Annotated in this window: 19 protein-coding genes and 4 pseudogenes; 11 read left to right on the top strand and 12 right to left on the bottom strand. The window is 65.1% G+C overall.

From position 1 onward, the window contains the following. Nucleotides 1-368: 368 nt before the first annotated feature. From MKCMC460_RS29755 to MKCMC460_RS31965, 7 genes and pseudogenes are all read right to left on the bottom strand, one after another. Complete coding sequence (locus tag MKCMC460_RS29755; protein WP_238306214.1) at nucleotides 369-986, bottom strand: DUF5134 domain-containing protein; 618 nt, start codon at nucleotides 984-986, stop codon at nucleotides 369-371. 67 nt (nucleotides 987-1053) lie between these two features. Next, nucleotides 1054-1698: pseudogene (locus MKCMC460_RS29750) on the bottom strand (HAD-IC family P-type ATPase); the annotation flags it as partial. A gap of 387 nt (nucleotides 1699-2085) precedes the next feature. Then, a protein-coding gene (locus MKCMC460_RS29745) for an IS3 family transposase (protein ID WP_238306213.1) occupies nucleotides 2086-3380 on the bottom strand; the annotation gives its coding sequence in 2 pieces (ribosomal slippage) (nucleotides 2086-3107 and nucleotides 3107-3380; 1296 coding nt in all). Nucleotides 3381-4684: 1304 nt separating this feature from the next. Then, nucleotides 4685-5122, bottom strand: a complete 438-nt coding sequence (locus MKCMC460_RS29740; protein ID WP_238306212.1) for a phage major capsid protein — start codon at nucleotides 5120-5122, stop codon at nucleotides 4685-4687. A gap of 109 nt (nucleotides 5123-5231) precedes the next feature. Then, nucleotides 5232-6526, bottom strand: a protein-coding gene (locus MKCMC460_RS29735) for an IS3 family transposase (protein WP_238306211.1) whose coding sequence is annotated in 2 segments (ribosomal slippage) — nucleotides 5232-6253 and nucleotides 6253-6526 — 1296 coding nt in all. Because the reading frame shifts where the segments join, the coding sequence is not laid out codon by codon here. A 155-nt stretch (nucleotides 6527-6681) separates the two neighbouring features. Further along, nucleotides 6682-7011 (bottom strand): hypothetical protein, encoded by a 330-nt coding sequence (locus MKCMC460_RS29730; RefSeq protein ID WP_238306210.1) that lies wholly within the window; start codon nucleotides 7009-7011, stop codon nucleotides 6682-6684. A 280-nt stretch (nucleotides 7012-7291) separates the two neighbouring features. Next, nucleotides 7292-7447, bottom strand: a complete 156-nt coding sequence (locus MKCMC460_RS31965) for a hypothetical protein (protein ID WP_370653227.1) — start codon at nucleotides 7445-7447, stop codon at nucleotides 7292-7294. Between MKCMC460_RS31965 and MKCMC460_RS29725 the strand changes: the two genes are divergently transcribed. The 6 genes and pseudogenes from MKCMC460_RS29725 to MKCMC460_RS29705 all read left to right on the top strand — a co-directional run bounded on the left by MKCMC460_RS29725 (nucleotide 7401) and on the right by MKCMC460_RS29705 (nucleotide 15706). After that, nucleotides 7401-8924 (top strand): PPE family protein, encoded by a 1524-nt coding sequence (locus MKCMC460_RS29725; protein ID WP_370653221.1) that lies wholly within the window; start codon nucleotides 7401-7403, stop codon nucleotides 8922-8924. The genes MKCMC460_RS31965 and MKCMC460_RS29725 overlap by 47 nt on opposite strands. 623 nt (nucleotides 8925-9547) lie before the next feature. Continuing rightward, the gene (locus MKCMC460_RS29720) at nucleotides 9548-10111 is read left to right on the top strand and encodes an alkaline phosphatase family protein (protein WP_238306207.1); all 564 of its coding nucleotides are present in this window, start codon (nucleotides 9548-9550) and stop codon (nucleotides 10109-10111) included. 357 nt (nucleotides 10112-10468) lie between these two features. Beyond that, a pseudogene (locus tag MKCMC460_RS31605) lies at nucleotides 10469-13003 on the top strand (PE family protein); the annotation flags it as partial. 99 nt (nucleotides 13004-13102) lie between these two features. Then, nucleotides 13103-14674 carry an alkaline phosphatase family protein gene (locus MKCMC460_RS31960; protein WP_370653220.1) on the top strand — a complete coding sequence of 524 codons (1572 nt, stop codon included), beginning with the start codon at nucleotides 13103-13105 and terminating at the stop codon, nucleotides 14672-14674. Nucleotides 14675-15080: 406 nt separating this feature from the next. Beyond that, nucleotides 15081-15329, top strand: coding sequence for a type II toxin-antitoxin system Phd/YefM family antitoxin (locus MKCMC460_RS29710; protein WP_238306205.1), 249 nt, complete (start codon nucleotides 15081-15083; stop codon nucleotides 15327-15329). Next, nucleotides 15326-15706, top strand: a complete 381-nt coding sequence (locus MKCMC460_RS29705) for a type II toxin-antitoxin system VapC family toxin (protein ID WP_238306257.1) — start codon at nucleotides 15326-15328, stop codon at nucleotides 15704-15706. The genes MKCMC460_RS29710 and MKCMC460_RS29705 overlap by 4 nt, the downstream gene beginning before the upstream one ends. A 404-nt stretch (nucleotides 15707-16110) precedes the next feature. On the opposite strand, the gene MKCMC460_RS29700 is transcribed toward MKCMC460_RS29705, so the two are convergent. From MKCMC460_RS29700 to MKCMC460_RS29690, 3 genes are all read right to left on the bottom strand, one after another. Continuing rightward, nucleotides 16111-16728, bottom strand: coding sequence for a DUF5134 domain-containing protein (locus MKCMC460_RS29700; RefSeq protein ID WP_238306204.1), 618 nt, complete (start codon nucleotides 16726-16728; stop codon nucleotides 16111-16113). A gap of 67 nt (nucleotides 16729-16795) precedes the next feature. Beyond that, nucleotides 16796-19090: a copper-translocating P-type ATPase gene (locus tag MKCMC460_RS29695; protein ID WP_238306203.1), complete on the bottom strand. Its 2295-nt coding sequence runs from the start codon at nucleotides 19088-19090 to the stop codon at nucleotides 16796-16798. A gap of 61 nt (nucleotides 19091-19151) precedes the next feature. Continuing rightward, the gene (locus MKCMC460_RS29690) at nucleotides 19152-19457 is read right to left on the bottom strand and encodes a DUF1490 family protein (protein WP_238306202.1); all 306 of its coding nucleotides are present in this window, start codon (nucleotides 19455-19457) and stop codon (nucleotides 19152-19154) included. 466 nt (nucleotides 19458-19923) lie between these two features. On the opposite strand from MKCMC460_RS29690, the gene MKCMC460_RS29685 reads away from it, so the two are divergent. The 5 genes and pseudogenes from MKCMC460_RS29685 to MKCMC460_RS29665 all read left to right on the top strand — a co-directional run bounded on the left by MKCMC460_RS29685 (nucleotide 19924) and on the right by MKCMC460_RS29665 (nucleotide 24358). Beyond that, entirely contained in the window at nucleotides 19924-20211 is a 288-nt protein-coding gene (locus MKCMC460_RS29685) for a metal-sensitive transcriptional regulator (RefSeq protein ID WP_084023276.1), read from the top strand. Between the two features lie 301 nt (nucleotides 20212-20512). Next, nucleotides 20513-20875: a copper-sensing transcriptional repressor CsoR gene (csoR, locus tag MKCMC460_RS29680; protein ID WP_238306256.1), complete on the top strand. Its 363-nt coding sequence runs from the start codon at nucleotides 20513-20515 to the stop codon at nucleotides 20873-20875. A 170-nt stretch (nucleotides 20876-21045) separates the two neighbouring features. Next, nucleotides 21046-21321 (top strand): DUF1490 family protein, encoded by a 276-nt coding sequence (locus MKCMC460_RS29675; RefSeq protein ID WP_238306201.1) that lies wholly within the window; start codon nucleotides 21046-21048, stop codon nucleotides 21319-21321. Nucleotides 21322-21398: 77 nt separating this feature from the next. After that, on the top strand, nucleotides 21399-23672 hold the full coding sequence (locus MKCMC460_RS29670; RefSeq protein ID WP_238306255.1) for a copper-translocating P-type ATPase: 2274 nt from the start codon (nucleotides 21399-21401) through the stop codon (nucleotides 23670-23672). 63 nt (nucleotides 23673-23735) lie between these two features. After that, nucleotides 23736-24358, top strand: a pseudogene (locus tag MKCMC460_RS29665) (DUF5134 domain-containing protein). Between the two features lie 142 nt (nucleotides 24359-24500). Here the strand turns inward: MKCMC460_RS29665 and MKCMC460_RS29660 are convergent. Together MKCMC460_RS29660 and MKCMC460_RS29655 are read right to left on the bottom strand one after the other, a co-directional pair. Then, a pseudogene (locus MKCMC460_RS29660) lies at nucleotides 24501-24866 on the bottom strand (cation-transporting P-type ATPase); the annotation flags it as partial. 43 nt (nucleotides 24867-24909) lie between these two features. Next, complete coding sequence (locus MKCMC460_RS29655) at nucleotides 24910-26307, bottom strand: NADH-quinone oxidoreductase subunit N (RefSeq protein ID WP_238306253.1); 1398 nt, start codon at nucleotides 26305-26307, stop codon at nucleotides 24910-24912. Nucleotides 26308-26310: the final 3 nt, after the last annotated feature.

The following is a 26310-nucleotide window of genomic DNA, read 5'->3' as shown; positions in this document are numbered from 1 at the left end:
CAGGCCATCACTACGCAGCTGAGCGCGCCGGCGCACCTGCCTGATACCACTCCGGTGCACAGATCTAACACATGCTGCCCGGCAAGAGACAGCGGCCTTGGTCGCGGCATCGATAACAAGCCACGAATCATGTTGCGGCGCAAACGCCCGTGGCTCAGGCGCGGCGCAGCGGAAGCAGTGTCAGACCGCCGCTCTCAGCTCGGTGAAATGTCCAATCGTGTGGTGGTCGATGCTCCGCGACCAGTTTGCTGACAGCGGACCCGACGCTGCCCTGCATGCTGAACCGTACCGGTGGCGCACACAAAGGGGGAGCGGGGCACGGAGATGTGGATCGGACCGGAGTGCGGCGCGCTGGGGTGTTGCATTGCTCAGATCGCGAAAAGCGTTGCCCCGAACAAGATCGCCATGGCGGCTGCTGTCATCGCCTGCGCGACATCGCCGAGTGGCCCGAAACGCGTGGTGGTGCGCCGCCGCTCGACGAAGTATGCGGACACCCAGAAAGCTGCGGCGATCGTGAAGACGACCGCCCCGAGCCAGTTCAGTGCGGTGGATAAGGCGGGCGCTTCGCTGCTCGCCTGTTCGTTCATTGCAGCCATGTCCATGCCGGGCATCGGAGTGATCGGCGAGGGGGGGGAATGAACGTGCACGGGGTTGTTCATGTTGACGTACATCCACGCCGTGGCCAGCATCATCAACGCGTGGTAGCCGTTGGCCATTCGTGGATAGCGCGATCGGACCGCGGTGATGGCTACCGCGACAAACCACAGAGCTGCCAGCAGGAAGAACACGGCGGGGCCGAGAGTGGGTACCTTTGCGCCCCATGGCCACGCCATCACGGACATGGAGATGGCCATCAGCAGGTGCAGACCGTGGCTGATCGCCGCCCTCAGAGGGAGGCGTCTGATGAGGAGCGGCAAGCCGCATTCAGTGGCTCCCAGCGCGAAGAGTCCCGTGACGACCCAGCGCAGCAGTAGGTCGTGGATCATCCGATCGCAAGCCGCTCGAATCGCGGTGGTTGATGAAATTGTGGATCGCCGAGACAGGAGCCTGCTGTCATTGGTCGCGGCCGAAGCGTCGGAGGCGCAGGGAGTTGGTGACCACGCTCACCGAGGACAGCCCCATCGCAGCGCCCGCTACGACGGGATTCAGCAGCCCTAATGCCGCCAGGGGTATTGCCGCGGTGTTGTAACCGAAGGCCCAGCCCAGGTTCTGGTGGATCGTGCGCAGGGTCTGTCGGGAAAGCTGGATCGAGCGCACCACACCGTCCAGGCGGTCGGACATCAGGGTGATGTCGGATGCCTCGATGGCCACGTCGGTGCCGGTGCCGATCGCGATCCCCAGATCGGCTTGCACGAGTGCCGGAGCGTCGTTGACGCCGTCGCCGACCATGGCGACCAGACGGCCCTCGTCTTGGAGTCGGCGGACCTCGTTGACTTTGTCTTCGGGCAGGACTTCGGCCAGCACCTGGTCGATGCCGACCTGATCGGCGATGGCCGCCGCGGTGCGGGCGTTGTCGCCGGTGATCATGGCAACCTGCAGCCCCATCGCATGCAGCTGACGCACTACGTCACGGGCGTCGTCTTTGATCGTGTCAGCGACCGCCAGCACGCCGATTACTTGGTCGTCGCGGCCGACGAATACCGCTGTGCGGCCTTGCTCTTCGAGTTTGGTGGCGGCCGCAGCGAGATATTCGGAGAGGTGAACAGCCAGGCGGGAAGCAAGAGTAAACCCGACCCCCTCACGGTTCCTGCCCCTAGGCCGGCGGAATTTGCGAACGCCGCTTAACGGCCAAGAGAATCCACCGCTTCAAGTCGGTGGAAAATCTCAAATCCGTCACCGTGACGAAAAGGTCTGGCTCGACCCAGCACCTCGCTAACCCATCACTACTTTCCAACGAAGCACGATTCATCCGTCGGTCGCGACATGCTCATATCGTCACGGAGTGAGGCTGTATTTCCTGCACGCACAATCGGGCTTCAGCAAGCATCTCATGCCGCAGAGCGATACCAGAACTGGTCTGGCCGGATGCCAGGTCAATTCGCGCAGCCGGCCCGGTGATTGGCATGTTGTGAACCCTCCCGAGTTTCATGCACCCTCGGGGTTCTGTGAGCCGCCCGGTTGGCCGGTCACGAGTTTGGAATAGTAGCGGGTTTCGGCTTCGGTGGGTGGGATACGCCCGAGGCGGTGCATGAGGCGCTGCTGGTTGTACCAGGCAACGTAGTCGGCGGTGATGTACTCGACATCGCCCAGGGCGTTCAGCGGGCCGCGGCGAAACGGCGAATCCGCCCGGATGCATTCGTTCTTGTAGAGCCCGATCGTGGTCTCGGCAAGCGCGTTGTCGTAGGCGTCGCCGACACTGCCGACCGAGGGCCGCAATCCTGAAAGAGTCAGCGTCTCACCGAATCTCACGCTTGTATATTGACTTCCTGCGTCGCTGTGGTGGATGCCGTTCTCGATGCGATGGCCTTGCCGGGCACGCAGCGCGGCGGCCTGGCGGATCGCGGATTCGACGAAGCGGGTGTGCTTGGAGCCCGAGGCCTCCCAGCCCACGATGGCCCCGGCATAGGCGTCGATGACGAAGGCGACGTAGACAAACACCCCGGTGATCAGCTTGACGTAGGTGAAGTCGGCCACCAGCAGCAGGTTGGGGGCGCCCACGCCGAACTGGCGGTCCACCAGATCCGGCGGGCGCACCGCATTCGGGTCGGCGACGGTGGTGCGGACCGTCTTGCTCCGCCGTACCCCCTGCCAGCCATTTCGGCGCATCAGCCGTTCCACGGTGGACTTGGCCACTGGGATGCCTTCGCGTTGCAGATGGGCCCACATCTTCAACGACCCGTACAGCGACTCCGGCTTGCGGCGGCCGTTCTCGTCGGGCTCGTAGTAACCGGCCAGGATCTCGGTGATGGTGGCGTCCCACAGCGCCCGCTTTGAGGGTGCTCGTGTCGCCCAGGCGTGAAAGGTTCTTGGGGCGATCGGCACGCCGTGCTCGGTGAGCACGCGGCAAATCGGAGCGACCCCGAAGCGGTCCCTGTTCTCGGCGATGAGCTGGCAGACCGATGCGGTCAGCGGCGGTTGCGCGGGTCGCTCTCCCGCGCGAAGAAAGTTGTTGCCGCCTTGAGGATTTCGATGGTTTGCTCAAGCTCGGCGTTACGGCGTTTGAGCGCGCGGATTTCCGCAGCCGCCGCCGAGGAGACCCCGTCGTGCTCACCTTCGTCGACCTGGTGCTGACGGATCCAGCTACGCAACGTCTCGGCCGTCATCCCCAACCGCTTGGACACGGCCGTAATTGCCGCCCCCTCGCTCGAGTAGTCATCACGATGATCCAGCACCAGACGAACCGCCTTCGCCCGCGTTTCCGGGTCGTACTTGCTCGGCATGACATGCACCTTCCCAAGGAAGGAGGTGCGCATCAAACGCGGGACGGTTCATTGGTCGGTGATCCGGTGATCCGGTGATCCGGTGATCCGGTGATCCGGTGATCCGGTGCTAACCTTCGCCCGGCACCTCGAAGATATGATACCCGTCCGTTCTGGGCCTCCCAATCCTGCAATTTCGTCACGGTGACGTATCGACGAAATTGCCGACTTCGTCCGACATGGGCGGGATCTTCCCGGTGCACTGTTTATCGCGTCGAACGCCGGGCATCCTGCCCGGTCGACCAACCGCGCCCAACGTCAAACTTGACTGCCTGCGCGAAAGCTAGTGGAACATGTTGTGCAGCAACAGCTTTCAACACACGAATACCGTTGGTAAAAGTCGGAATTCGACTACACAAGCCGCATTTGCGCAGGTAGTTAGCTATTCGCACAAAACTGTTCACTGGAGAGCCCAGTTCAGGCACTGAGCTTCTGCGAGGTGGGCTTTGCTAGTTTTGACTTCCCTATCGGTCTGTGCTCATAGCGCAGGTCATGCCGATTACGGGGCCTGGTTACTTGGTAACCCCGGAAGGCCGGGGTTCTTCGGGGGCGGAACTCTGGTATCGCACAGTTGCACGCCCTGACGTCCGTCACACCTCGGATCCGTGCAGCGTCGAACTTGGCTAACAACGGCCTCATCAGATCCCCCCCACGCGGCTACCGCCTGGACCACAAGTTCGCTGGGCGCATCACAGACTAGGCACGGGTGGTCAGGGTCTGGCTGTGTATACCTCCGCACCCCCACAGCGAAGATCTTCCCACCGTCTAGCTGGTGAGCACAATGCCCGCCGTGGGCCCGTTGGGCGCGGTAGAGGCCCAGAGTGGGGGCGTGGCTGTCGATGGACGGCTCCAGCGCGGGAACCGCGCCCCCACAACTCACCCGCCAGGTGAGAGTCTTAGTCATACCAGCAGAGTTGGCCGGGCCGTCAGTCCCCAACCATCGTCGCGATAGGCCATCGCGCCGACCTTAATTAGCTTCCGCAGCTCGTGCGGAGTGACACCCATCGGCGCACTCGGCCAACGGCAGGAACTCAAGCGACTCATCGAAGTCCGGGAGCGGCGGCATCGGCATCATGTCAGGAACCCGCGTGGATGGTCGCGACGGCGAACGCCTGCGGGCGAGTGAATCCGACCGTCGCGCGTAGCTCAGCGCGCATGACATAGGCGTTCCGGCTGAATAGTCCGTCCGCCCAGGAATCGGCGAGCGTCATCGCCTCGCGAACAACCAGAACCATACTGTTCCAATTGGCAATGATCGCGAATCCTTATGGGACAGATGGACTTATGACGCGCTTGATGGTGCTCTGGTCGCCGAATACATTGTCACTTGACCCATATCCCGGAGTGTTCGGGTGCTCGAACTCGGACGACAGGAACCCGCCCGACGCGCCCCAGCGGGCTAGGTCGAGGGCTTCCGCGTCGGTGGGGTGCAACGCGATCCCGTTGGGCTGCTCGCCGAGAATCTGCAAGCGGGTCAACGCCTTTGAAATCCTGGTGGCCGCGTCGGTGGCGAAGTCAACCTGAGTCGTGCCTGGCGTCGCCATCAACCCGGTCAGGTCCTCACCCGAGCCGATAACCAACACGACTTCGTTCTCCAAACCGGCCGAAACACCGTTCGCCATCTCGGACGCAAGCCAGCTTTGGAGCCGCGGCACATCCGACAACAACCGCACCGGAACTTTTTCCGACAGATGAGCGATCACCCTCGTTCGATCGGTTTGCGGAGTGATGGTGAAACCGAAGTCGGCTTGGTGTCGAGGTCCGCGACGGGTGTGGCGTTATTCGTCCTGGCTGTCTGAACCGTCCCGAGTTTCATGCACCCTCGGGGTTCTGTGAGCCGGCCGGTTGGTCGGTCACGAGTTCGGAATAGTAGCGGGCTTCGGCTTCGGCCGGTGGGATGCGCCCGAGGCGGTGCATGAGGCGCTGCTGGTTGTACCAGGCGACGTAGTCGGCGGTGATGTACTCGACATCGCCCAGGGCGTTCAGCGGGCCGCGGCGAAACGGCGAATCCGCCCGGATGCACTCGTTCTTGTAGAGCCCGATGGTGGTCTCGGCCAACGCGTTATCGTAGGCATCGCCGACGCTGCCGACCGAGGGACGTAATCCCGAAAGAGTCAGTGTCTCACCGAATCTCACACTTGTATATTGACTGCCTGCGTCGCTGTGATGGATGCCGTCCTCGATGGGATGGCCCTGCCGTGCACGCAGTGCGGCGGCCTGGCGGATCGCCGATTCGACGAAGCGGGTGTGCTTGGAACCCGAGGCTTCCCAGCCCACGATGGCCCCGGCGTAGGCGTCGATGACGAACGCGACGTAGACGAACATCCCGGTGATGAGCCTGACGTAGGTGAAGTCGGCCACCAGCAGCAGGTTGGGGGCGCCCACGCCGAACTGGCGGTCGACCAGATCCGGCGGGCGCACCGCATCTGGGTCGGCGACGGTGGTGCGGACCGTCTTGCTCCGCCGAACGCCCTGCCAGCCGTTTTTGCGCATCAGCCGCTCCACGGTGGACTTGGCCACCGGGATGCCTTCGCGCTGCAGATGAGCCCACATCTTCAACGACCCGTACAGCGACTCCGGCTTGCGGCGGCCGTGTTCGTCGGGCTCGTAGTAGCCGGCCAGGATCTCGGTGATCGTGGCGTCCCACAGGGCCCGCTTCGACGGCGCCCGCGTGGCCCAGGCGTGGAATGTTCGCGGGGCGATCGGCACCCCATGCTCGGTGAGCACGCGGCAGATCGGAGCGACCCCAAAACGGTTCCTGTTCTCGGCGATGAACTGGCAGACCGTAGCGGTCAGCGGCGGTTGCGCGGGTCGCTCTCCCGCACGAAGAAAGTTGTTGCCGCCTTCAGGATTTCGATCGTCTGCTCCAGCTCAGCGTTACGTCGCTTGAGGGCGCGGATCTCTGCAGCCGCGGAGCTGGATACACCGTCGCGATCACCTTCGTCGATCTGGTGCTGACGGATCCAGTGACGCAACGTCTCAGCGGTCATCCCCAACCGCTTGGACACCGCGGTGATCGCTGCCCACTCGCTCGGATAGTCATCGCGATGGTCCAGCACAAGACGAACCGCCTTCGCCCGCGTGTCCCGGTCGTACTTGCTCGGCATGACATGCACCTTCCCAAGGAAGGAGGTGCGCATCAAACGCGGGATGGTTCAGTCTCTTGGAAGTGTTCAACGCTATTACCTCGCGCGACAACGTGATTCGTAAACAAATCGGTGAGCCGTTTCGGTACAGGGTGTAGCAATTACGTCCGGCAAGATCAACGACGAACGTCGAGGCTGCCCACGGAGACGGCACGGTTTTCGCCGCCGCTTCCCACGATGGCGGGCGCCGCGCGCCGCGCCCACTCCGCATTAGCGAGGGCGGTGGTGTTGCCGGTCGCCGCGCGTAGCCGCTGGACCAAAGGATTGTCGTCGCCGCTCCGGGCGATCTCACCCCGTGTGAACGCGATCCTCTCGTCCAGCTCCTTGCGTGCTTCGAGCAGCTCGGCGACTTGCTGCGATTCTGCGTCGGTGAGCATATCCCACCCCTCCGCTGTGGCCCGGTCGGTGATGGCTCGCGCATCCTGCGCAGCGGCCTTCACGCGCACGGATCAATTGGCTTAGAAACGCTTTCATCGGCTCACCTTTCCGGGAAGGTTGGCGGCGCGCTCGGCGGCGGTCCGTTCGTGGGGGATCCGCAGCGCATCGCGCTCAAGGGCTAGCCCCCGCATACAAGGCCCTACGGAGAGCTGCATCCAGCGTGATGTCGCGCATTTGCCCGACGAGGCCCCGCATGCGCTTCGGTGTGGCAGGCTGCGGCGCCTTGTCAGCAGCCAAAAGTACGCACCATCCTGCGTTTTACTATGTTATTGAAAACGATTGTCACCTTCAGTAATCTTTGGGCCGGTGCTTAGTAGAGGAGTAGTACACGATGTGGATGGCGTCGCCGCCTGAGGTGCACTCGACGTTGCTCACCAGCGGCGCGGGACCCGGCTCGCTGTTAGCGGCCGCGGGGGCGTGGTCGGCGCTAAGTACCGAGTACACCGAGGTGGCCTACGAGCTCGCGGCTTTGCTGGGTGCGGTGCAAGGCGGGGCTTGGGAGGGGCCGAGCGCTGAGCAGTATTTGGCCGCGCACATGCCGTATCTGGCGTGGCTGACGCAGGCCGGGATTACCAGCACCGAGGCCGCTGCCCAACACGAGATCACGGCCGCGGCATACACGACCGCGTTGGCCACCATGCCGACGCTGGCCGAGCTAGCCGCCAACCACGTCCTCCACGGAATATTGGTGGCGACGAATTTTTTTGGGATCAACGCCGTCCCGATCGCGCTTAACGAGGCTGACTACGCGCGGATGTGGATCCAGGCTGCTACCACCATGGCGGCGTATGAAGCAGTGTCCGACGCGGCGCTGGCGTCGACACCGCAGGCCGCTCCTGCACCGGAGATCGTGCAGGAGAACCAGGAGGGCGACCAGGGCGATGAGGTCGCGCACGGAGGTGAGGTCACCCCCATTGACAACGTCGTTGCGGAACTCTTGCGCGTCATCTCCGGCGGCCGCGTGATCTGGGATCCCGCCGAAGGCACCCTGAACGGGATGCGCTTTGAGGAATATACGAATGCGGCTGACCCGTACTGGTGGGTTGCTCGTGCGATCGAATTCCCGAAAGATTTTGAGTCGTTTCTGCAGGAACTTATTACAAATCCCGAGGAGGCTTTGCAGTCTTACTTCGAACTTGTGTTTTTCGATTACCCCGAGCACATAGTGCAGATTCTTCAAGCGGTGAACCAGGCCCCGCTATTGCTGGGGGTCGCCTTTGGGGCCGCAGTCACGAATCTGGGAGCGGTCCCCGGTTTGGCGGGGCTGTCCGCCCTGGCCCCCATCCAGCCCACGGCAATTCCTGCCGTCGTGGCGCCGCCTGGCGCGCCTGCAGCGCCGATGTTGCCGGCCGCTGGGATGGCCCCGGGTGTCGTCACGGTCGCGCCCGCTGCGCCGGCTTCCACGTCGGCGCCCGCTACGGGCACGGTCACCAGCGCTGGGACAGCACCGCCGCCCCCGGCTCCGGCCGCCGCGGGCTTCGGTTACCCGTTCCTGGTGGGCGGCGGCCCTGGCCTCGGCTTCGGGTCCGGGATGAGCAGTAGTGCCAGTGCCAGTGCCAGTGGCGTTGCCAAAAAGAAGGCGCCGGAACCCGATTCCGCCGCGGCGGAAGCCGGTGCGGCCGCGCGTGCGCGGGCACGTCGCCGTCGGCGCGCGGCGCTGCACGATCACGGCGATGAGTTCATGGATATGAATGTCGATGTCGACCCGGATTGGGGCGTACCGCCAAATGGTGAGCAGGAGTTGTCGAGCGCCGCGTCGGATCAAGGTGCCGGATATCTGGGCTTCGCCGGCACGATGAGTAAGGAAGCGGGCGGTGCGGCGGCGGGCATGATTACGCTGCCCGAAGACGAGTTCGGCAGTGGGCCCAAGGTGCCAATGATTCCGGGCAACTGGAATCTGGACGAAGTCGAGGCCGAGTAATCCGGCGCGGTGCCGTTTAGTGGTCGACGGTGATCGCCGGCACATCACAACGAGCGTCGGGTCGACGCCACTATTCATGGCCACCGCTCGGGCATTCCAGGCGCCACAGCTTTGCCGCTGCCGTCGACCCGTGCGAGAGACGTGCGGGCGCGCTGATTTCCTCCGAAAAAAGGGCGCAGGTGGCCGCGCGAACGGACCCACCAAATCGGCACGCGAAATGCGATCCGTGCACCCGGATAATGCCTACGGCGCCGAGTTGCTGTACCGCACAGCGCGGACGCAGAGAACCCAACTGGCCTGTGACGGCGAGGAATTCGGGTCGCGGCCATACCCTTCTGATGGCCCATTGCGAACTCAAGCATTACCCAGCGGCGGCGCAATTTCGCCGGACTACTGCTAAGTTTGTACCACTGCGACTCGTTCGACCACGTGCGGCACCCCGTAACCGATGTGAATCGCCGGCGGCGTCGGACTGATTGGGCTGGCTCGGGCGACTCTGGCTGCAGGCGCTGAGCCGCAAGTCCTCGTCGCTATGGCCGCACATTGAATGTGGATGCAACGATCTGCTTTGCCGCTACCTCTCATCCGGTGAGTACAACGTCGACCAATTACCTTTCCCCCGTTTGACTTACGTCTACAACAACAGCCCCACCTACTTGGCGGACCACCTGCTGCCTTTGACACAACTGCACGACGATCTGCTGAACCCGCTCACCGCTCCGAGATTCGCCTGGATCTGCGGCTCCGAGGAAGCCAACATGGAAGGCCCGGTGAGTTCGCCCCTCGACATTTTGAACTGGGCTACCAGCCAGGTCACCAACCACCAGTACAACATCGCGGCCGGTGACCAGTACTTGCAACAGTACGTGTCCACCATCATGAACTCGCCGACGTGGAACAGCGGCTCCAAGGACGCCATCATCATCACCTTCGACGAGGATTACAACAACCTGTCTACGGGAATCGGCAACCAGGGCAATCATATTCCGATGATCGTCATCCCCAACGAGGCCGCCGTTGCCACCGGAGGAATGCTGTCCGGCCACTTTGTGACCAACAGCTACTACAACCACTACAGCCTGATGTCGACGATTGAGTACGCCTTGAGCCCCACGGCCAATCAACCTCTTACGACGTTGACGAACAACGACTTGTATGCGACACCGATGAATGACTTCTGGTCGTAGCGGTTGTATGGAACGGATACATCCGCAGTTTGTCGATGGCTCCGCTTGACGAAGCCACTCAAGCCGCCGAAGGAAGGTGCGCGCCTGACAGGGCGATGATTCGGCGTCCGTAATACCCTCCAGCACAACGGGTCTCGGCTCTGCCACCGGCTCCATTCACAGTTATGCCGCTCTTGCTGAAGATGCGGGCAGCGGTACCCGGTGAACCTGGCCGTTGTGGAGCAATGGATCCGCCCCAACACGAACTCGGGGGCTGAAATCGACACGCCACCACGACGCAATATGTGTTCACATTTGCAATCGGTGTGAATAGAGTTACCCCGATCGAATCGTGCCGTTGACTGACGGGAGCCGCAGATGTCGACCTTTCTTATTGCAGCACCGGAGGCTCTGGCCGCGGCGTCAGCGGATCTGAATGGGATCGCCGAGTCGATCAGGCGAGCGACGGCATCGGCGGCGCCGTCGACCACGCAGATCGCGGCCGCTGCGGCTGATGAGGTGTCCGCGGCGATTGCCCAGATGTTCGGCGGCTATGCCCAGTCATATCAGTCGGTAGGAACTCAGATTGCGCTGTACCAGAAGCAGTTTCAGCAGGCGTTGAGCACCGGTGCGGGCGCGTACGCGGCCGCGGAGGCCGTCAACGGACTGTCGCTGCAAGGCTTCGAGCAGACGGTGGAGCAGACGCTGCTGGAAGTGGTGGACACGGTGAATGTGCCGGTTATGGCGTTGACTGGGCGTCCGCTGATCGGCAACGGCGCCAACGGGGCACCCGGCACCGGAGCCAACGGAGCTCCCGGCGGATGGCTGATCGGTGACGGCGGGGCGGGCGGGTCGGGCGCGGCCGGTCCTCCGTTCGGTCACGGTGGCGGGGCCGGCGGGGATGCGGGATTGATCGGCACCGGTGGGGCCGGCGGGGCCGGCGGCATCGGGGGTGCCGGTGGTCCGGGTGGTCGAGGCGGGTGGCTGCTCGGCACTGGCGGGGCCGGCGGGGTTGGCGGATTCGCGGCGACCGGGACAGCCGGCGCCGGCGGCGCCGGGGGCGAGGGCGGTCTGTTCGGCGCCGGCGGGGCCGGAGGAACCGGCGGATTCGCGGCGGCCGGAGCGGGCGGGGTCGGCGGGGCCGGCGGGTCCGGTGGACTGCTTGCCGGGCTGGTCGGCGCCGGCGGTGGGGCCGGCGGGGCGGGCGGAGTCGGCGTCACCGGCGGTGCCGGCGGGGCGGGTGGTGCCGGTGGCCTGCTGTTCGGTGGCGGTGGCACCGGTGGCACCGGCGGACTGGGTGACAGCGGTGGTGGCGGTGCCGGCGGGACCGGCGGTGCGGCCGGCGCGCTATTCGGCAACGGCGGCGGCGGCGGAACCGGCGGCACCAGCTTCTCGGGTAATGGCGGCGCCGGCGGCAATGGCGGGCACGCCGGCTGGCTGCTGGGCTCCGGCGGGGTCGGGGGGGCCGGCGGCAGCAGCTCCGGCGGCGCCATCGGCGGTCATGGGGGGCTCGGCGGCGACGCGGGCCTGTTCGGTTTCGGTGGCGCCGGTGGGGTCGGCGGATTTGCCTCGACCGGCATCGGCGGGGCGGGCGGCAACGGCGGCGCCGGTGCCATGCTGTTCGGCAGCGGCGGGGCGGGTGGAGCAGGCGCCCAAGGCGCCCCCACCTTCGCCGGTGGTGCGGGCGGAGCAGGCGGCCGGGCCGTGCTGCTCGGGCTCGGCGGCAACGGCGGGATAGGCGGTCTCGGCGCACCTGCTGGGGCCAGCGGCGCCACCGGCGCCAATGGGTTGTTGCTGCCCGCGGCGGCGCTCAATGTCATTAATGCGCCCAGTGTGGCGCTGACCGGGCGCCCGCTGATCGGCAACGGCGCCCCGGGCGCCGCAGGTAGCGGTGCCGCCGGCGGTGCGGGCGGCTGGTTGCTCGGGGACGGCGGCGCCGGCGGATCGGGCGCGAACGGCATCCCCGGCGGGCCAGGTGGGGCTGCCGCGTTGTTGGGAAGCGGAGGCACTGGCGGGGCCGGTGGGTTCGGTGCGACCGGTGTCGGACGGTCCGGCGGTCAGGGCGGCAACGGCGGCTTGTTCTTCGGCAACGGCGGGGGCGGCGGGGCCGGTGGAGTCGGTGGTGCGGTTGACGGCAACGGCGGGGGCGGGGGCGCCGGCGGCACAGGTGGGCTTCTGGGTTCTGGCGGGACCGGCGGCACCGGTGGAATGGCTGCTTCGACGAATGCGGGACTGCGGGGCGGCGCCGGCGGGAACGGCGGGGCCGGCGGGGCGCTCAGTGGCTTGGTCGGTGCCGGCGGCGGTACCGGCGGGGTCGGTGGCGCCGGGGACATCGGTGGTGCGGGCGGAACCGGTGGGGCCGCGGGTATCAGCGGTTCGATATTCGGCGGCGGGGCCGGCACCATTGGGGGCTCGGTGCTGGGTGCCGGCGGGTCCGGCGGTGACGGCGGTGCCAGCTTCCACGGCTCGGGGGGCGCAGGAGGAAGCGGCGGGACGGGCGGGCAGTTCGCCGGCACCGGCGGCTCCGGTGGGACCGGCGGATCGGTGCTGTCGCCCGCGCTTGGTAGCGCCGGCGGAGGTCTCGGCGGAGGTGGAGGCGCCGCCGGGTGGGTGGGCTCGGGTGGTGCGGGTGGTGCCGGCGGCACGGCGGGAGCGTCCGCGGTGCTAACCCCTGGCGGTCGAGGTGGCCTCGGTGGAGCCGCGGGCCTGATCGGCGGCGGCGGGGCCGGTGGAACCGGTGGATTCGCCGCCTTCGGCACCGGTGGGACCGGCGGCCGGGGCGGGGGCGGCGCGGCGCTTCTGGGTGGCGGCGGTCCCGGTGGGACGGGTGCCGAGGGGGCCCCCGGTTACGGGAGCGGAGACGGGGGCCCCGGCGGCAGTGCCCAACTGATCGGCACCGGCGGCAACGGCGGCAACGCCGGCAACGCCGCGACGCTGGCGTTGTTGGGTGGTCCCGGTACCGTCGGCACCGGCGGGATTCTGTTGGGTGTCAACGGGATTCCCGGTTTGCCGATGAGCCCGAACCTGTTGGTGAACGGGAACTTTGAAATCGCGACCCCGTCACCGTCGGGTACCAGCTCGGTGACCTACCCGGGCTGGTCCGTGAGCGGCACCCCGACCATCATCACTTACGGCACCCAGAAGGTCAGCTATGTGTTGGGGGTCTCGTTCCCGTTCCCGGATTTGCCGAGTTTCCTGGGCTTCCCAGGCACGCCGCCCCCTGGTGCCGGCGCCAATTTCGGCGGCGGTGGACCCGTGGCCACCTCCAGCATCCGCCAAACCGTCGACCTCAGCGCCGCAGCCGCCAGGATCAACACCGGCACAACGCCTTACACGCTCAGCGGGCAGCTCGGTGGCTATATGATCGACCCGTCGTCGACCTCGCTGCAGGTCAGCTTCCTCAACGCCAACGGCGTCGTGCTGGGTACCGGATCGACGACCTCGGTCAGCGTGATCGATCGCCTGGGAATCACCGGGCTGCAGCCGCGTTCGGTCTCCGGAACGGTCCCGGTAGGTACCACCTCCGCGGTGGTCACCGCCACCTACAACGACCTAAATCCCGTCCTCAACCACTACAACAACGCCTATGCCGACAACCTGTCGTTCACCGTCGGTGCGCCCGGTCTGACCCCGGCGGCGCTCACCGTACCGGCCTCCAACGTCGGCCAACTCGATCACGTGTTCCTGATTTACATGGAAAACCACGGCTACAGTGACATCGTCGGCAGTGTGAACGCCCCGTACATCAACAGCCTGCTGGGCACCTACGGATCCGCCGACAATTTCTTCGCCAACAGCCACCCGAGTGCCCCCACCTACTTCCGGATCCTGGGCGGCTCGGACTTCGGTCTGACCTACAACCCGAACCCGCCCTCGATCAACGCACCTAGCCTGATGCAAGAGATGGATGCCGGGAACATAACGTGGGCCAACTACGCGCAGAGCATGCCCTACCCTGGCGCGCTGGTCTCCTCGGGTGACTACAGCACGTTCCAAATACCGGCTGCGCAGTACAGCTACGTGTTCAACAACACCGTGGCCTACCAACAGCAGCACCTGCTGCCGCTGACGCAGTTGAGCACGGATCTGCAGAACGCGAACACCACGCCGCGGTTCAGCTGGATTGTCGCCAACAACGCCAATGACATGGAAGGGCCCGTTGATTCGCCGCTGGGTGTCCTCAACTTCGTGGGCAGCCAGCTCACGAACCACCAGTACAACGTCGCCGCCGGCGACCAATTCCTGCAGCAACAGGTGTCCCTCATTCAGAACTCCACCGCATGGAACACCGCCGGCCAGCGCGACGCCATCATCATCACCTGGGACGAGGACTTCAACAATATTGGACTGGGCATTGGCAACGAGGGCAACCATGTTCCGATGATCGTCATCCCCAACCAGGGCGCCGTAACCGCGGCGGTGCATCCAATGCAATCCGGGCAGTTCGTCACCCAGGGTTACTACGACCAGTACAGCTTGATGTCGACGATCGAGTACGCGCTGGGTCCGGCGGTGGGAGTTCCGTTGGCGCCGTTGACGTTTAATGACATGTATGCGACGCCGATGAATGGGTTCTGGAAGTAGGGAGTGGGGCTGCGCACCGCCCACAGCAATTAGTGCACTGCTGGCCGCGACCTGGATTTAGGACGGCCCCGATCCGCTAATGGGACCTCGTCGTTGGATCCGGATGTCGACGTGATGTCAACGTTGGATCGCAGCGGCTACGCCGTATCCCCCGCACGGCGGCGAGTGGCGGCACACGCGCACGCTTCGCGGACGTCGAGACTTTTAGGGCGCCACCGATAGGTCTTGTGCTGGTGTGCGAATCGTGTTGCCGCATGCTAATCACCGGTGACTGCGGCGGGCGGGCAACGGAGTCGGGATGCGGCCGGCAGCGGCCGCCGCGGCATTGGTCGAATGTGTATGGCGAGTACCCGGACGGCACCGAACTCTCCATCCTCCAATGGTAGCACAAGTGCTACAATAAGGTATGGAGACTGTGGGGCTACGCGAATTGCGCCAACATGCTTCCGATCTGGTCAGGCGCGCAGAGGATGGCGAGGAGATCGCGATCACCGTTTCCGGCCGGCCGAGCGCCAGGTTAGTTCCCGCGAGACCACGCAGATGGCGGCGGTGGTCCGACGTGGCCGAGCTGTTCGCAGGACCCGCTGACCCGGCATGGGATGCGGACCGCGAAGAGGTCGCCCAGGACGTGCGCGACCCGTGGTCAGCGCGGTGAAGGCGCTTCTTGACACCAGTGTGGTGATCGCGACGAATGTCGCTTCTCTCGATGGTGATCTCGCCGTCAGCGCTGTCACATTGGCTGAGTTGCACTTCGGCGTCCTTATCGCCAAGGACCGCTCGGTGCGCGGTGAACGGTTACGACGACTCCTCCTCGTCCAACGCGAATTCGACGCGCTGCCGCTCGATGAGGCTGTGGCCGCAAGTTACGGCAACATCGCTGCTGCGGTTGTCGATGCTGGGCGTCAGCCGCACGCACGATCGATGGATCTGCTGATCGCCGCGACTGCTCACGCACACTCGGCGAGGCTCTACACGCGCAATATCAGCGAATTCCACGGACTTGACGACCTGATCGAGGTTGTTGCGGTGTAGTGCAGTGCAACACTCCCTCGCCCATCCGGATCCGGTCGGCGGGTTACCTTAGCGGCCGTCGAGACTTCTCGGTTGGCACCGACCGCTTTGTGCCGGTGTGTAAATCGTGTGCCCGCACGCCAGACATCGGTGGGTGCGGTGAATGGTCCCGCAGGGGCCTATACCCCTGTTGAGGTGCCGAATTGGGATCTGGGCAAGTTCTGTGATGCAACACAGTTCGAGGCGTCCAAGGTGGCCGATTGCGGCGTGACAGAAATGCAGGACGACGAACGGTGAATTTCTCGAAATATCAAGAAATTTCTGCTCACCGCCGGTCGCGGCAGCCAAAATCTGGCGGTAAAAGCGGAGCGGGGCACGGAGATGTGGATCGGACCGGAGTGCGGCGCGCTGGGGTGTTGCATTGCTCAGATCGCGAAAAGCGTTGCCCCGAACAAGATCGCCATGGCGGCTGCTGTCATCGCCTGCGCGACATCGCCGAGTGGCCCGAAACGCGTGGTGGTGCGCCGCCGCTCGACGAAGTATGCGGACACCCAGAAAGCTGCGGCGATCGTGAAGACGACCGCCCCGAGCCAGTTCAGTGCGGTGAATAAGGCGGGCGATTCGCTGCTTGCCTGTTCGTTCATTGCAGCCATGTCCATGCCGGGCATCGGAGTGATCGGCGAGGGGGGGGAATGAACGTGCACGGGGTTGTTCATGCTGACATACATCCACGCCGTGGCCAGCATCATCAACGCGTGGTAGCCGTTGGCCATTCGTGGATAGCGCGATCGGACCGCGGTGATGGCTACCGCGACAAACCACAGAGCTGCCAGCAGGAAGAACACGGCGGGGCCGAGAGTGGGTACCTTTGCGCCCCATGGCCACGCCATCACGGACATGGAGATGGCCATCAGCAGGTGCAGACCGTGGCTGATCGCCGCCCTCAGAGGGAGGCGTCTAAAAAGGAGCGGCAAGCCGCATTCAGTGGCTCCCAGCGCGAAGAGTCCCGTGACGACCCAGCGCAGCAGTAGGTCGTGGATCATCCGATCGCAAGCCGCTCGAATCGCGGTGGTTGATGAAATTGTGGATCGCCGAGACAGGAGCCTGCTGTCATTGGTCGCGGCCGAAGCGTCGGAGGCGCAGGGAGTTGGTGACCACGCTCACCGAGGACAGCCCCATCGCAGCGCCCGCTACGACGGGATTCAGCAGCCCTAATGCCGCCAGGGGTATTGCCGCGGTGTTGTAACCGAAGGCCCAGCCCAGGTTCTGGTGGATCGTGCGCAGGGTCTGTCGGGAAAGTTGGATCGAGCGCACCACACCGTCCAGGCGGTCGGACATCAGGGTGATGTCGGAGGCCTCGATGGCCACGTCGGTGCCGGTGCCGATCGCGATCCCCAGATCGGCTTGCACGAGTGCCGGAGCATCGTTGACGCCGTCGCCGACCATGGCGACCAGACGGCCCTCGTCTTGGAGTCGGCGGACCTCGTTGACTTTGTCTTCGGGCAGGACTTCGGCCAGCACCCGGTCGATGCCGACCTCGTTGGCGATGGCGTTAGCGGTGCGGGCGTTGTCGCCGGTGATCATGGCAACCTGCAGCCCCATCGCATGCAGCTGACGCACTACGTCACGGGCGTCGTCTTTGATCGTGTCAGCGACCGCCAGCACGCCGATTACTTGGTCGTCGCGGCCGACGAATACCGCTGTGCGGCCTTGCTCTTCGAGTTTGGTGGCGGCCGCAGCGAGATATTCGGGGAGACGCAATTCGTTTTCGTCGACCAGTTTGCGCCGCCCGACCAGCACGGCTTGACCATTGACCTGGGCGCGGACGCCGTGGCCGGCCAGGTTGGTAAACGCTGTGGCCGTTTCGATATCGAGGCTGCGTTCCCGGGCGCCGGCGACAATAGCCGCCCCGATGGGATGTTCGGAGCCCGACTCGACCGCGGCAGCAATCTGCAGCACCGTATCTTCTTTCTGTCGCTTGTCGGGGATGACATCGGTGAGTTGCATCTGGCCGCGGGTGAGGGTGCCGGTCTTGTCGAACACCACGGTGTCGATTTTTTTCGACGCTTCGAGGACCTCTCCGCCTTTGACCAGGATCCCCATCTCCGCGCCGCGGCCGGTGCCGACGATGATCGCGGTGGGAGTGGCCAGGCCCAGCGCGCACGGGCAGGCGATGATCAGCACCGAGACTGCCGCGGTCATCCCCGCGATCGGGTTGGCCGCCAGGATCGCCCAGCCGGCAAACGTTAGGGCGGCCACACCCAGGACGGCGGGCACGAACACCGCCGAGACCTGGTCGGCCAACCGCTGCACCGGGGCTTTGCCGCCTTGGGCCTGCTCGACCAGATGCACAATCCGGGCCAGTGCGGTGTCGGCCCCGACAGCAGTGGCGCGCACGGTCAGCAGCCCGTCGATGTTGACGGTCGCCCCGGCCACCCCGTCTCCCACCGATTTCTCTACCGGGACGGATTCGCCGGTCAGCATCGACTCATCGACGGCGGCACGTCCCTCGATGATCTTGCCGTCGACGGGTATCTTCTCCCCGGGCCGCACCAGCAGCAGGTCGCCGACCTGCACTTGCTCCACGGGCACCAGAATCTCTTGACCGTCGACGAGCAGGCAGGCTTCCTTGGCGCCCATCTCCAGCAGTTTGCTGATCGCCTCGCGGGTCTTGCCGGTCGCTCGGGCCTCGAAATAGCGGCCCAACACCACGAACGCGATGATCAAAGCCGCGGTGTCGAAGAACAGCGGCCCCCCGGCGAAGAGTTGGTAGGTGGAGTACGCGAACGCCGTCAGCGTGCCCAGCGTGATCAGCGTGTCCATGTTGGCCGTGCGCGCTCGCGTCTGCTGGACGGCCCCCCTCAGGAACGGCCAGCCGGCCACAAACTGCACGGGCACCGTCGCGGCAAAGGCCAACCACCCCGCCCAGGAGGCGCCGATCACCATCGGCGCTGCCATCGACATCAACCCCAGCGGCACGGCCAGCCACACGCGGCGCAACCACTTGCGTTGCTCACCCTCGGCATCTGCCGCTGGCGCCCCGTGACACGAAGCCGCTGGCTGATGACAGCCACCCTCGCCGAGGGGCTCTTCGGCCGCAGGGCCGGTCGAGAGTCCGAGCAACCGGAAGATGCCGCCGGCAATCCTTTGCACCACACCGGGATCGCCGGAATTTGCGGAGTGTGGGGCGCGGGCGGGGACGGATTCCGCGGGGACCCGCTGGGCCTCGGCGATCGCCGACAAGACCGCAGCGGTGTCGCAGTCATCCGGCGAATACCAGATCACCACCGAAGCCGATCGCGGGTAGGCACGCGCCGCCTGCACACCAGCCACCTTGGCAACAGCATCTTCGATCGCTACGGCCCGGACGTCGTTGAAGTCAAAACCGCTGGCGCGCACACGCATTCGCCCGCCACCCTGGGATACGACAGTCAGCGTGAGGCAGGTTTCGGGACCGACCCGAGTGTCAGTGGCAAGCATTGCCGGGCTTGGGAGTCAAGGTCGACGTCGTCGCTACCGCCGTGGGGGGTTCAACCCGTTCTCCGATGCGGTCTGCTGCCTCAGCGAGTACGTCGGCTACGGCCAACCGAGCACGCTCGGCGCCCGCTTTGGTCTTGCGCTCGGTCGTGCGCGCCGCGCGCAGGCCCAACGCGGTCGCGCCGACCGTCACTTTCCGCCAGGGCGCCTTCGCCAAGGCTTCAAACGCCGCGGCACCGACCAGCCCGGTCACCACAGTGGGCACCGCCTTCGCCAGGAGTCCCTGCCAGGCCATGTTGAACACTTCCTTCCTATTGTTGAACCTTCACAGGTCGCGAACAGATACTGTCCGCCACGTTGTCTGAAGCTGATGTTGCGGGTCTAACCAGCGTTGTGACATTTCGGCGACGAGCTGTCGGGAGCCGGGAGCCGCGCCCGGTGCCTGTGCAACTGCGGGCCTCGTCCATGCCGAAGAAGGTACCCCCACGGGGTACTGCACCGCAAGCGGTGTGAGAAGTACCGGCGGGGAGGGTGATCCCTGATGCCAATGGCATTGCCAGTCAATGGGACTCGACCGCAAACGGGCGTGCCGCCTGACGACTGGCCTGAGCCAGCGTCAAATGCCACCAAAGGTAGTCGTGAGTTGCGAACCGGCGGCACCCCCACCGGGTATGCTGTGACCAAAGACGGCTTGGCGGCTGATTGCGATCACGGCGCGGTAGCGATCAGAAACTAGCCGATCACGAGGCAGGAGCTAGGTAATGTCCACATACGGCTATGCGGCCAACAAGGACGCCTACGCTAAGCGCCTGCGCAGAGTCGAGGGCCAGATCCGCGGCATCGCGAAGATGATCGACGAGGACAAGTACTGCATCGACATCCTGACGCAAATCAGTGCGGCCAGCAGTGCTTTGCGATCTGTGGCATTGAACCTCCTCGATGACCACCTTGACAGCTGCATAACCCAGGCAATCGCAACTGGAGGGACCGAAGCCGACGCCAAGCTCACCGAAGCGTCGGCAGCAATCGCGCGACTTGTGCGCTCATGACGCGGTTGCGCCGCCGGTGCTAGGTCCGCTCGATGCAAGTCATGATCACCCGGAGTAATTTCGGCCAGGGTGGACTAGGGGTCGGCGCTGAAGCCCCATCGATCCGTGTGATGCGTTGTGCAACAGCGCCTGGACGACTTTTGCGACCTGAACACGTGGAGCTGTGCGCCTGTGCCTCCGCGCAGCTCTGAGTCTTAGCTGCGTCCTGAGAGCGCCTGCGCCGCCAACGGTGTCGACGTATGCCCTTCCCCACCCCGGGTGGGGTGGAGTACCGTGTCGGTTGTGACACTCGGCGGAACGTATTGACATGGAATTGACGGCCAAGAAGCGCGCGGCGCTCAATCGCCTGAAGACGGCGCGGGGTCACCTGGACGGCATAATTCGGATGCTGGAATCCGATGCCTACTGCGTGGACGTCATGAAGCAGATCTCCGCCGTGCAATCCTCGCTAGAGCGGGCAAATCGAATAATGCTCCACAATCATTTGGAGACATGTTTTTCCACGGCGGTGCTCGATGGGCACGGGAGAGCCGCCATCGACGAACTCATCGACGCGGTGAAATTCACGTCAGCTCTGACCGGTCCGCAAGCGCAGTTGAGTGGCGCAGCCGTCGGCGAACCGAACGGCGGCCAACCCTTCATGACCGCGGCGGGCGTGGAATGACGAACACCGGAATTCTTCGTGGCCGCCTTCGGCCGCCCGTGTGGCAGGTGGTCACCACCCCCTCACCGACCGGCAAGCCGGCTGCCGTCCGCACGTAAATGTGCCAGCCGCGATCTGGACTGAACGCAGACCTATGGCATGACAATAGAAAGGTAGTGAGGGAGATGTTGATGGCGTTGCACGGAGTCGCCGCCAAGGCGGTTCCGACGGTGGTAACCGGCCTGGTGGGGGCTGTGGCGTATGAAGGGGTGCGCAAGGCGGCCGGCAAGGCTCCGTTGCGCCGGGCGACAGTGACGGTGACTGCATGGGGCTTAAGCGCTGCCCGAAAGGCCGGACGCACCGCCGCGAAAAGTGCCGAGCAGGCTCGATTGACGGCCGCCGACGTGCTGGCCGAGGCGCGGGAGCGCTCTGCTGAGGATGGTGCGCCGATCAAAGTGGTGGACTAGGGCGCGCGACCATGCCCACTGACACCCTGTCTGACGTTGATCTCACGCTGCGAGTCGTATCAGCTGCTGGCGGCCGAATGCGCGTGCAGACCAATGGTTTCAAGTTCGATGACGTGCGAGCCGTGGCGATCGAGGACTCGGTCGCCGTGGTGCCGGGCGTGCATGCTGTGCAGGCCTATCCCCGCACCTCTTCGATTGTGATCTGGTCTTCGCTCGAGCATTGCGACCCTGAACTGGTTCTGGCGGCGATCGCCGAAGCGCGGCACATCCCGGCAGAATCAGTACCGGCGCGCGCCCCGCACTCGGCCGATGGCAGTGCGACCGGAGTGGTGCAGAAAGTCATCGGCGGGCTTCGTCGCTTGCTGAGTCGAACGCCCGCCGTCGATCACGAGGCCGCGGTAGATAGCGCCTGCCATTCCGCGCCCGTCCAGGACGGTGGTCGCGAACGGCGGAAGTGGTTACGAAGGGTGTGGCTGGCCGTGCCATTGGGGTTGCTGGCGTTGGCATCGACCATGCTGGTACGTGCCTATCCGTGGGCGGGATGGCTGGCTTTCGCCGCGACAGTGCCCGTGCAGTTTTTGGCCGGGTGGCCAATTCTCACAGCTGCGGCGCAGCAAACACGGGCGCTGACAGCGAATATGGACACGCTGATCGCATTGGGGACCTTGACCGCGTTCATCTACTCAACGTATGAGTTGTTCGCCGGCGGGCCGCTGTTCTTCGACACCGCGGCGTTGATCATCGCGTTCGTCGTGCTGGGCCGCTATTTCGAGGCCAGAGCCACCGGGAAGGCGTCAGAGGCGATCAGCAAGTTGCTGGAGATGGGCGCGAAGGAAGCCCGGCTGCTAGTGGATGGCGAGGAGCGTCTCGTCCCAGTCGATCAAGTTCAAGTTGGCGATCTGGTGCGAGTACGGCCTGGTGAGAAGATCCCGGTCGACGGTGAAGTCACCGACGGGCGCGCTGCCGTCGATGAGTCGATGCTCACCGGTGAGTCCGTGCCAGTCGAAAAAGCCGTGGGTGACCGTGTTGCCGGGGCCACCGTCAATACCGACGGGCTGCTAACGGTGCGCGCCACTGCTGTCGGCGCCGACACAGCGCTGGCCCAGATCGTGCGCCTGGTCGAGCAGGCCCAGGGCGGCAAAGCGCCGGTACAGCGGCTGGTCGATCGAGTCTCGGCCGTTTTCGTACCGGCGGTCATCGGTGTTGCGGCCACGACCTTTGCCGGGTGGACGCTGATTGCCGCCAACCCGGTGGCCGGGATGACCGCTGCCGTCGCGGTGCTCATCATCGCCTGTCCGTGTGCGCTCGGCCTGGCCACCCCCACGGCGATCACGGTCGGCACCGGCCGTGGCGCAGAGATGGGGATCCTGGTCAAGGGCGGCGAGGTGCTGGAAGCCTCGAAAAAGATCGACACCGTGGTGTTCGACAAAACCGGCACCCTCACCCGCGCCCAGATGCGTCTCACCGACGTCATCGCCGACAAGCGGCGCCAGCCGAATCTGGTCCTGCGGCTCGCCGCCGCGGTCGAATCGGGTTCCGAACACCCGATCGGCGCGGCAATCGTCGCTGCTGCGCAGGAGCACGGATTGCAGATTCCGGCGGCGACGGAGTTCACCAACCTCGCTGGACACGGTGTGCGGGCCCAGGTCGACGGCAAGCCGGTGGTGGTCGGGCGGCGCAAGCTCGTCGACCAAGAGGAATTGCTGCTGCCTGAGCACCTGGCTGCAGCGGCGCAGGATCTAGAAGAGCAGGGCCGCACCGCAGTGTTCGTCGGCCGCGACGAGAAGGTTGTGGGTGTGCTGGCTGTCGCGGACACCGTCAAAGACGACGCCGCCGACGTTGTGCGTCGGCTGCACACCATGGGGCTGCAGGTTGCCATGATCACCGGCGACAACGCCCGCACGGCCGCCGCGATCGCCGATCAGGTCGGCATCGACCGAGTGCTGGCCGAGGTATTACCGCAGGACAAGGTCACCGAGATTCGGCGGCTCCAAGATGAGGGCCGGATAGTCGCGATGGTCGGCGACGGTGTCAACGACGCCCCTGCCCTGGTGCAAGCGGATCTGGGCATCGCCATCGGCACCGGTACCGATGTAGCCATCGAGGCCTCCGACATCACGTTGATATCCGGCCAGCTCGACGGGGTCGTCCGTGCGATTCAACTCTCCCGTCAGACCCTACGCACGATCTACCAGAACCTGGGATGGGCGTTCGGCTACAACACCGCCGCCATTCCCCTTGCCGCCATGGGCATGCTTAATCCTGTCGTCGCGGGCGCGGCGATGGGATTGTCGTCGGTAAGCGTGGTGACGAACTCGCTGCGGCTACGGGGCTTCGGCCGCGACTCGTGACAGTGCCGTATTGCTCCATCCGTATCAGACTGCGTCAACCATTGCCTCCCGGGAGCGCCGTGCATGATTGATGGCCTCATTCTGCGGTGGGTAGTAACCGCACTGTTCGTGATCTCGGCCGCTGAATGCGCTCGGGCGATCGCAAAAAAACCCCGGCCGTGGACGTTGTCCGTGAGCCACGGGTGGCATTTGCTCATGGCAGTTGGCATGGCGGTGATGGCTTGGCCGTGGGGGTGCGCTTGCCGGCGACGGGACCTGCGGTGTTCTTTCTGCTCGGAGCCGTGTGGTTCGTGGCGGTCGCTGTCGCGGCTGGTCCGATTCGTGACCGCGTTGCACTTGACGGCTATCACGCGCTGATGATGTTGGCGACGGCTTGGATGTACGCCATCATGGACCCCCATCTGCTGGGCACCCAGCCGGCGACGCCGATGCCGGGCATGGAGATGATGCCGGGGATGGCCATGGATGCGGCGCACATGTCGGGAAGCAACGGGCACCCCGTGTGGTTCAGCGCGACCAATTGGGTCGGTGTCGTCGGCTTTGCAGTTGCCGCCCTGTGGTGGACCTATCGCTACTTCCACCGGCGGCAGCACCAGCCGGCTGAGTGTTCGCTGGGACAGCTTGTTCAGGCGATGTTGGCTGCTGGCATGTCGATCTTGTTCCTGGCCGCGCTGTTTCCGATCTGACCTTCACCGTCGGGTACCTCACGTGTTGGTACCTGTCGGACACGTCGGAGGTACGGGCCTGTGCGGCCAAACCGCGCTATCAACAAACAAAGGTCGACGGAGTGCTGCCCCTGCGCAACAAAGCATTTGTCGTCATGGGCGATCAGCAGAAGTCAGGCGAACCGGAGCTGCGGCCGGCTCGCACGTCGTTGGCGATGACGATGACCTCGGCTCGTTCGTGCACCAGCGCCATCGCGGCCAGGCGAGCGGCCCCGACAAGCGCCAGCGGGATCGGCGCGGTGATCAAGGCGAGTGACAGGCCGACGTTTTGTCACAGGATGCGCTGGGCCCGGCGGGCATGGCTGAGCGGCTAGGGCAGATGGCGCAGGTATTCGCCGGTGAGCGGGACGTCGGCGGTTTCGATGGCCACGTCAGTGCCCATAGCGCCCATCGCAAGGCCCAGATCGGCGGTGGTCAGCGCGGGTAGCATGGCCGCCACCTGGTAGCCATCGCGACTTAGCGCGTCCGGGTCCGTTGCCACAAAAACTCAGCGCTTAAGACGCCGACATCGGCTACCGCAGCGGTGCCGTCGGGAGCACGTCCCACAGTGGTCCCGCCGCAATGCCGAGCCCCAAGCTCAGTGCTGCCGCGACAATCGCGGCGCGTGCAGACCACCTGCCAGTGTTGAAATCGTCTGGCATTTCCGGCTTCTGGAATACCGGAGCGATCCAACGCAGATAGTAGAAGAGGCTGAGCAGGCTGTTGACGAACACCGCCACGGCCAACCATGCGAGACCACCGTCCCAAACGGCCATGGCGGTGGTGAGTTTTGCGACGAAGACACTGGTGGGCGGGGTGCCGACCAGCCCGAGCAGCGCCACCACCAGCGCACCGGCCAGCCAGGGCCGGGCTCGCGCCATGCCACGGTAGGCCTTGAGGTCGCGCCGATCGGGCAGTGCGGTGCTCACCGCGAACGCCGCGCTGTTCGTCATGGTGTAGCCGACCAGATAGAACAGCAGCGACGGAAGGGCCAGCTCGCTGCGGCCGGCGACGGTGATCGGCACGAGTAGATAGCCGACTTGGCTTACCGTCGACCAACCCAGGAGCCGACGGGGATCCTGCTGCCCGAAGGCGGCCAAGTTGCCCAAAGTCATACTCGCGACGGCGAATATCGCGATCAGCAGTGGCCACGCAACCGTGCCCGGCAGCACGGTGGCCACGCGGTACAGCGCAATCAGTGCGCCGATCTTGGGGACCGTTGTCAAGAAGACGGCTGCTACACCATTGGCAGCTTGGGCGGCGTCGGGAACCCAGAAGTGGGCGGGCACACCGCCTGCTTCGAACATCAGTCCTGCCACCACCGCCACGACCCCAGTCGCCACTACCGCGGCCGGCGCGCCGCGCAATTGGGCGGCGAGTTCGTTGTAGCGGGTTGCCCCGCTGATCCCGTACAGGACGGTCACACCCAGCAGCAAAGTGATCCCGAACAGGGCGCCGATCAGGTAAGTCTTCAACGCTGCCTCGGCCGCCAGGCCCGAGCGCGACAGTCCGATCAGTCCGTAAAGCGGGATGCTGGCCAGCAGGTATCCGGTGGCCAGGACGAGCAGGTCGTCAGTTCCGGCGAGCACCATGATCCCGGCGGTCGAAAACAGAAGCAGCGCATAGGTTTCGCTTTCCCGGGCCGTTCCTGTGATGTCGTCGCCGGCTAGCGCCAGAACCATCAGGACCCCGATCGCGGCGGTGATCCGCGCCACCGAGGTGGTGGTGTCGACGGTCAAGGCCCCCTCGAACGCGGTCTGATCCGGTGCCGCCATGCCGACCGCCGCGACCACGACGACACCGATAAGCGTTGCGGCTGCGACGATTCGGGCCCACCATTGACGCTTGCGCGGCAGAAATGATCCTCCGATCAGCACCAGCAGGCCACCGCCGAATGTCAGTATCTCTGGCAGCATCAGCAGCGGCCGCATCCC

It is taken from the genome of Mycobacterium sp. 20KCMC460 (genome assembly GCF_022179425.1).
GTDB lineage: Bacteria > Actinomycetota > Actinomycetes > Mycobacteriales > Mycobacteriaceae > Mycobacterium > Mycobacterium kiyosense.
The sequence above is the reverse complement of the archived record's forward strand: the minus strand, read 5'-3'. Positions and strand labels throughout refer to the sequence as shown.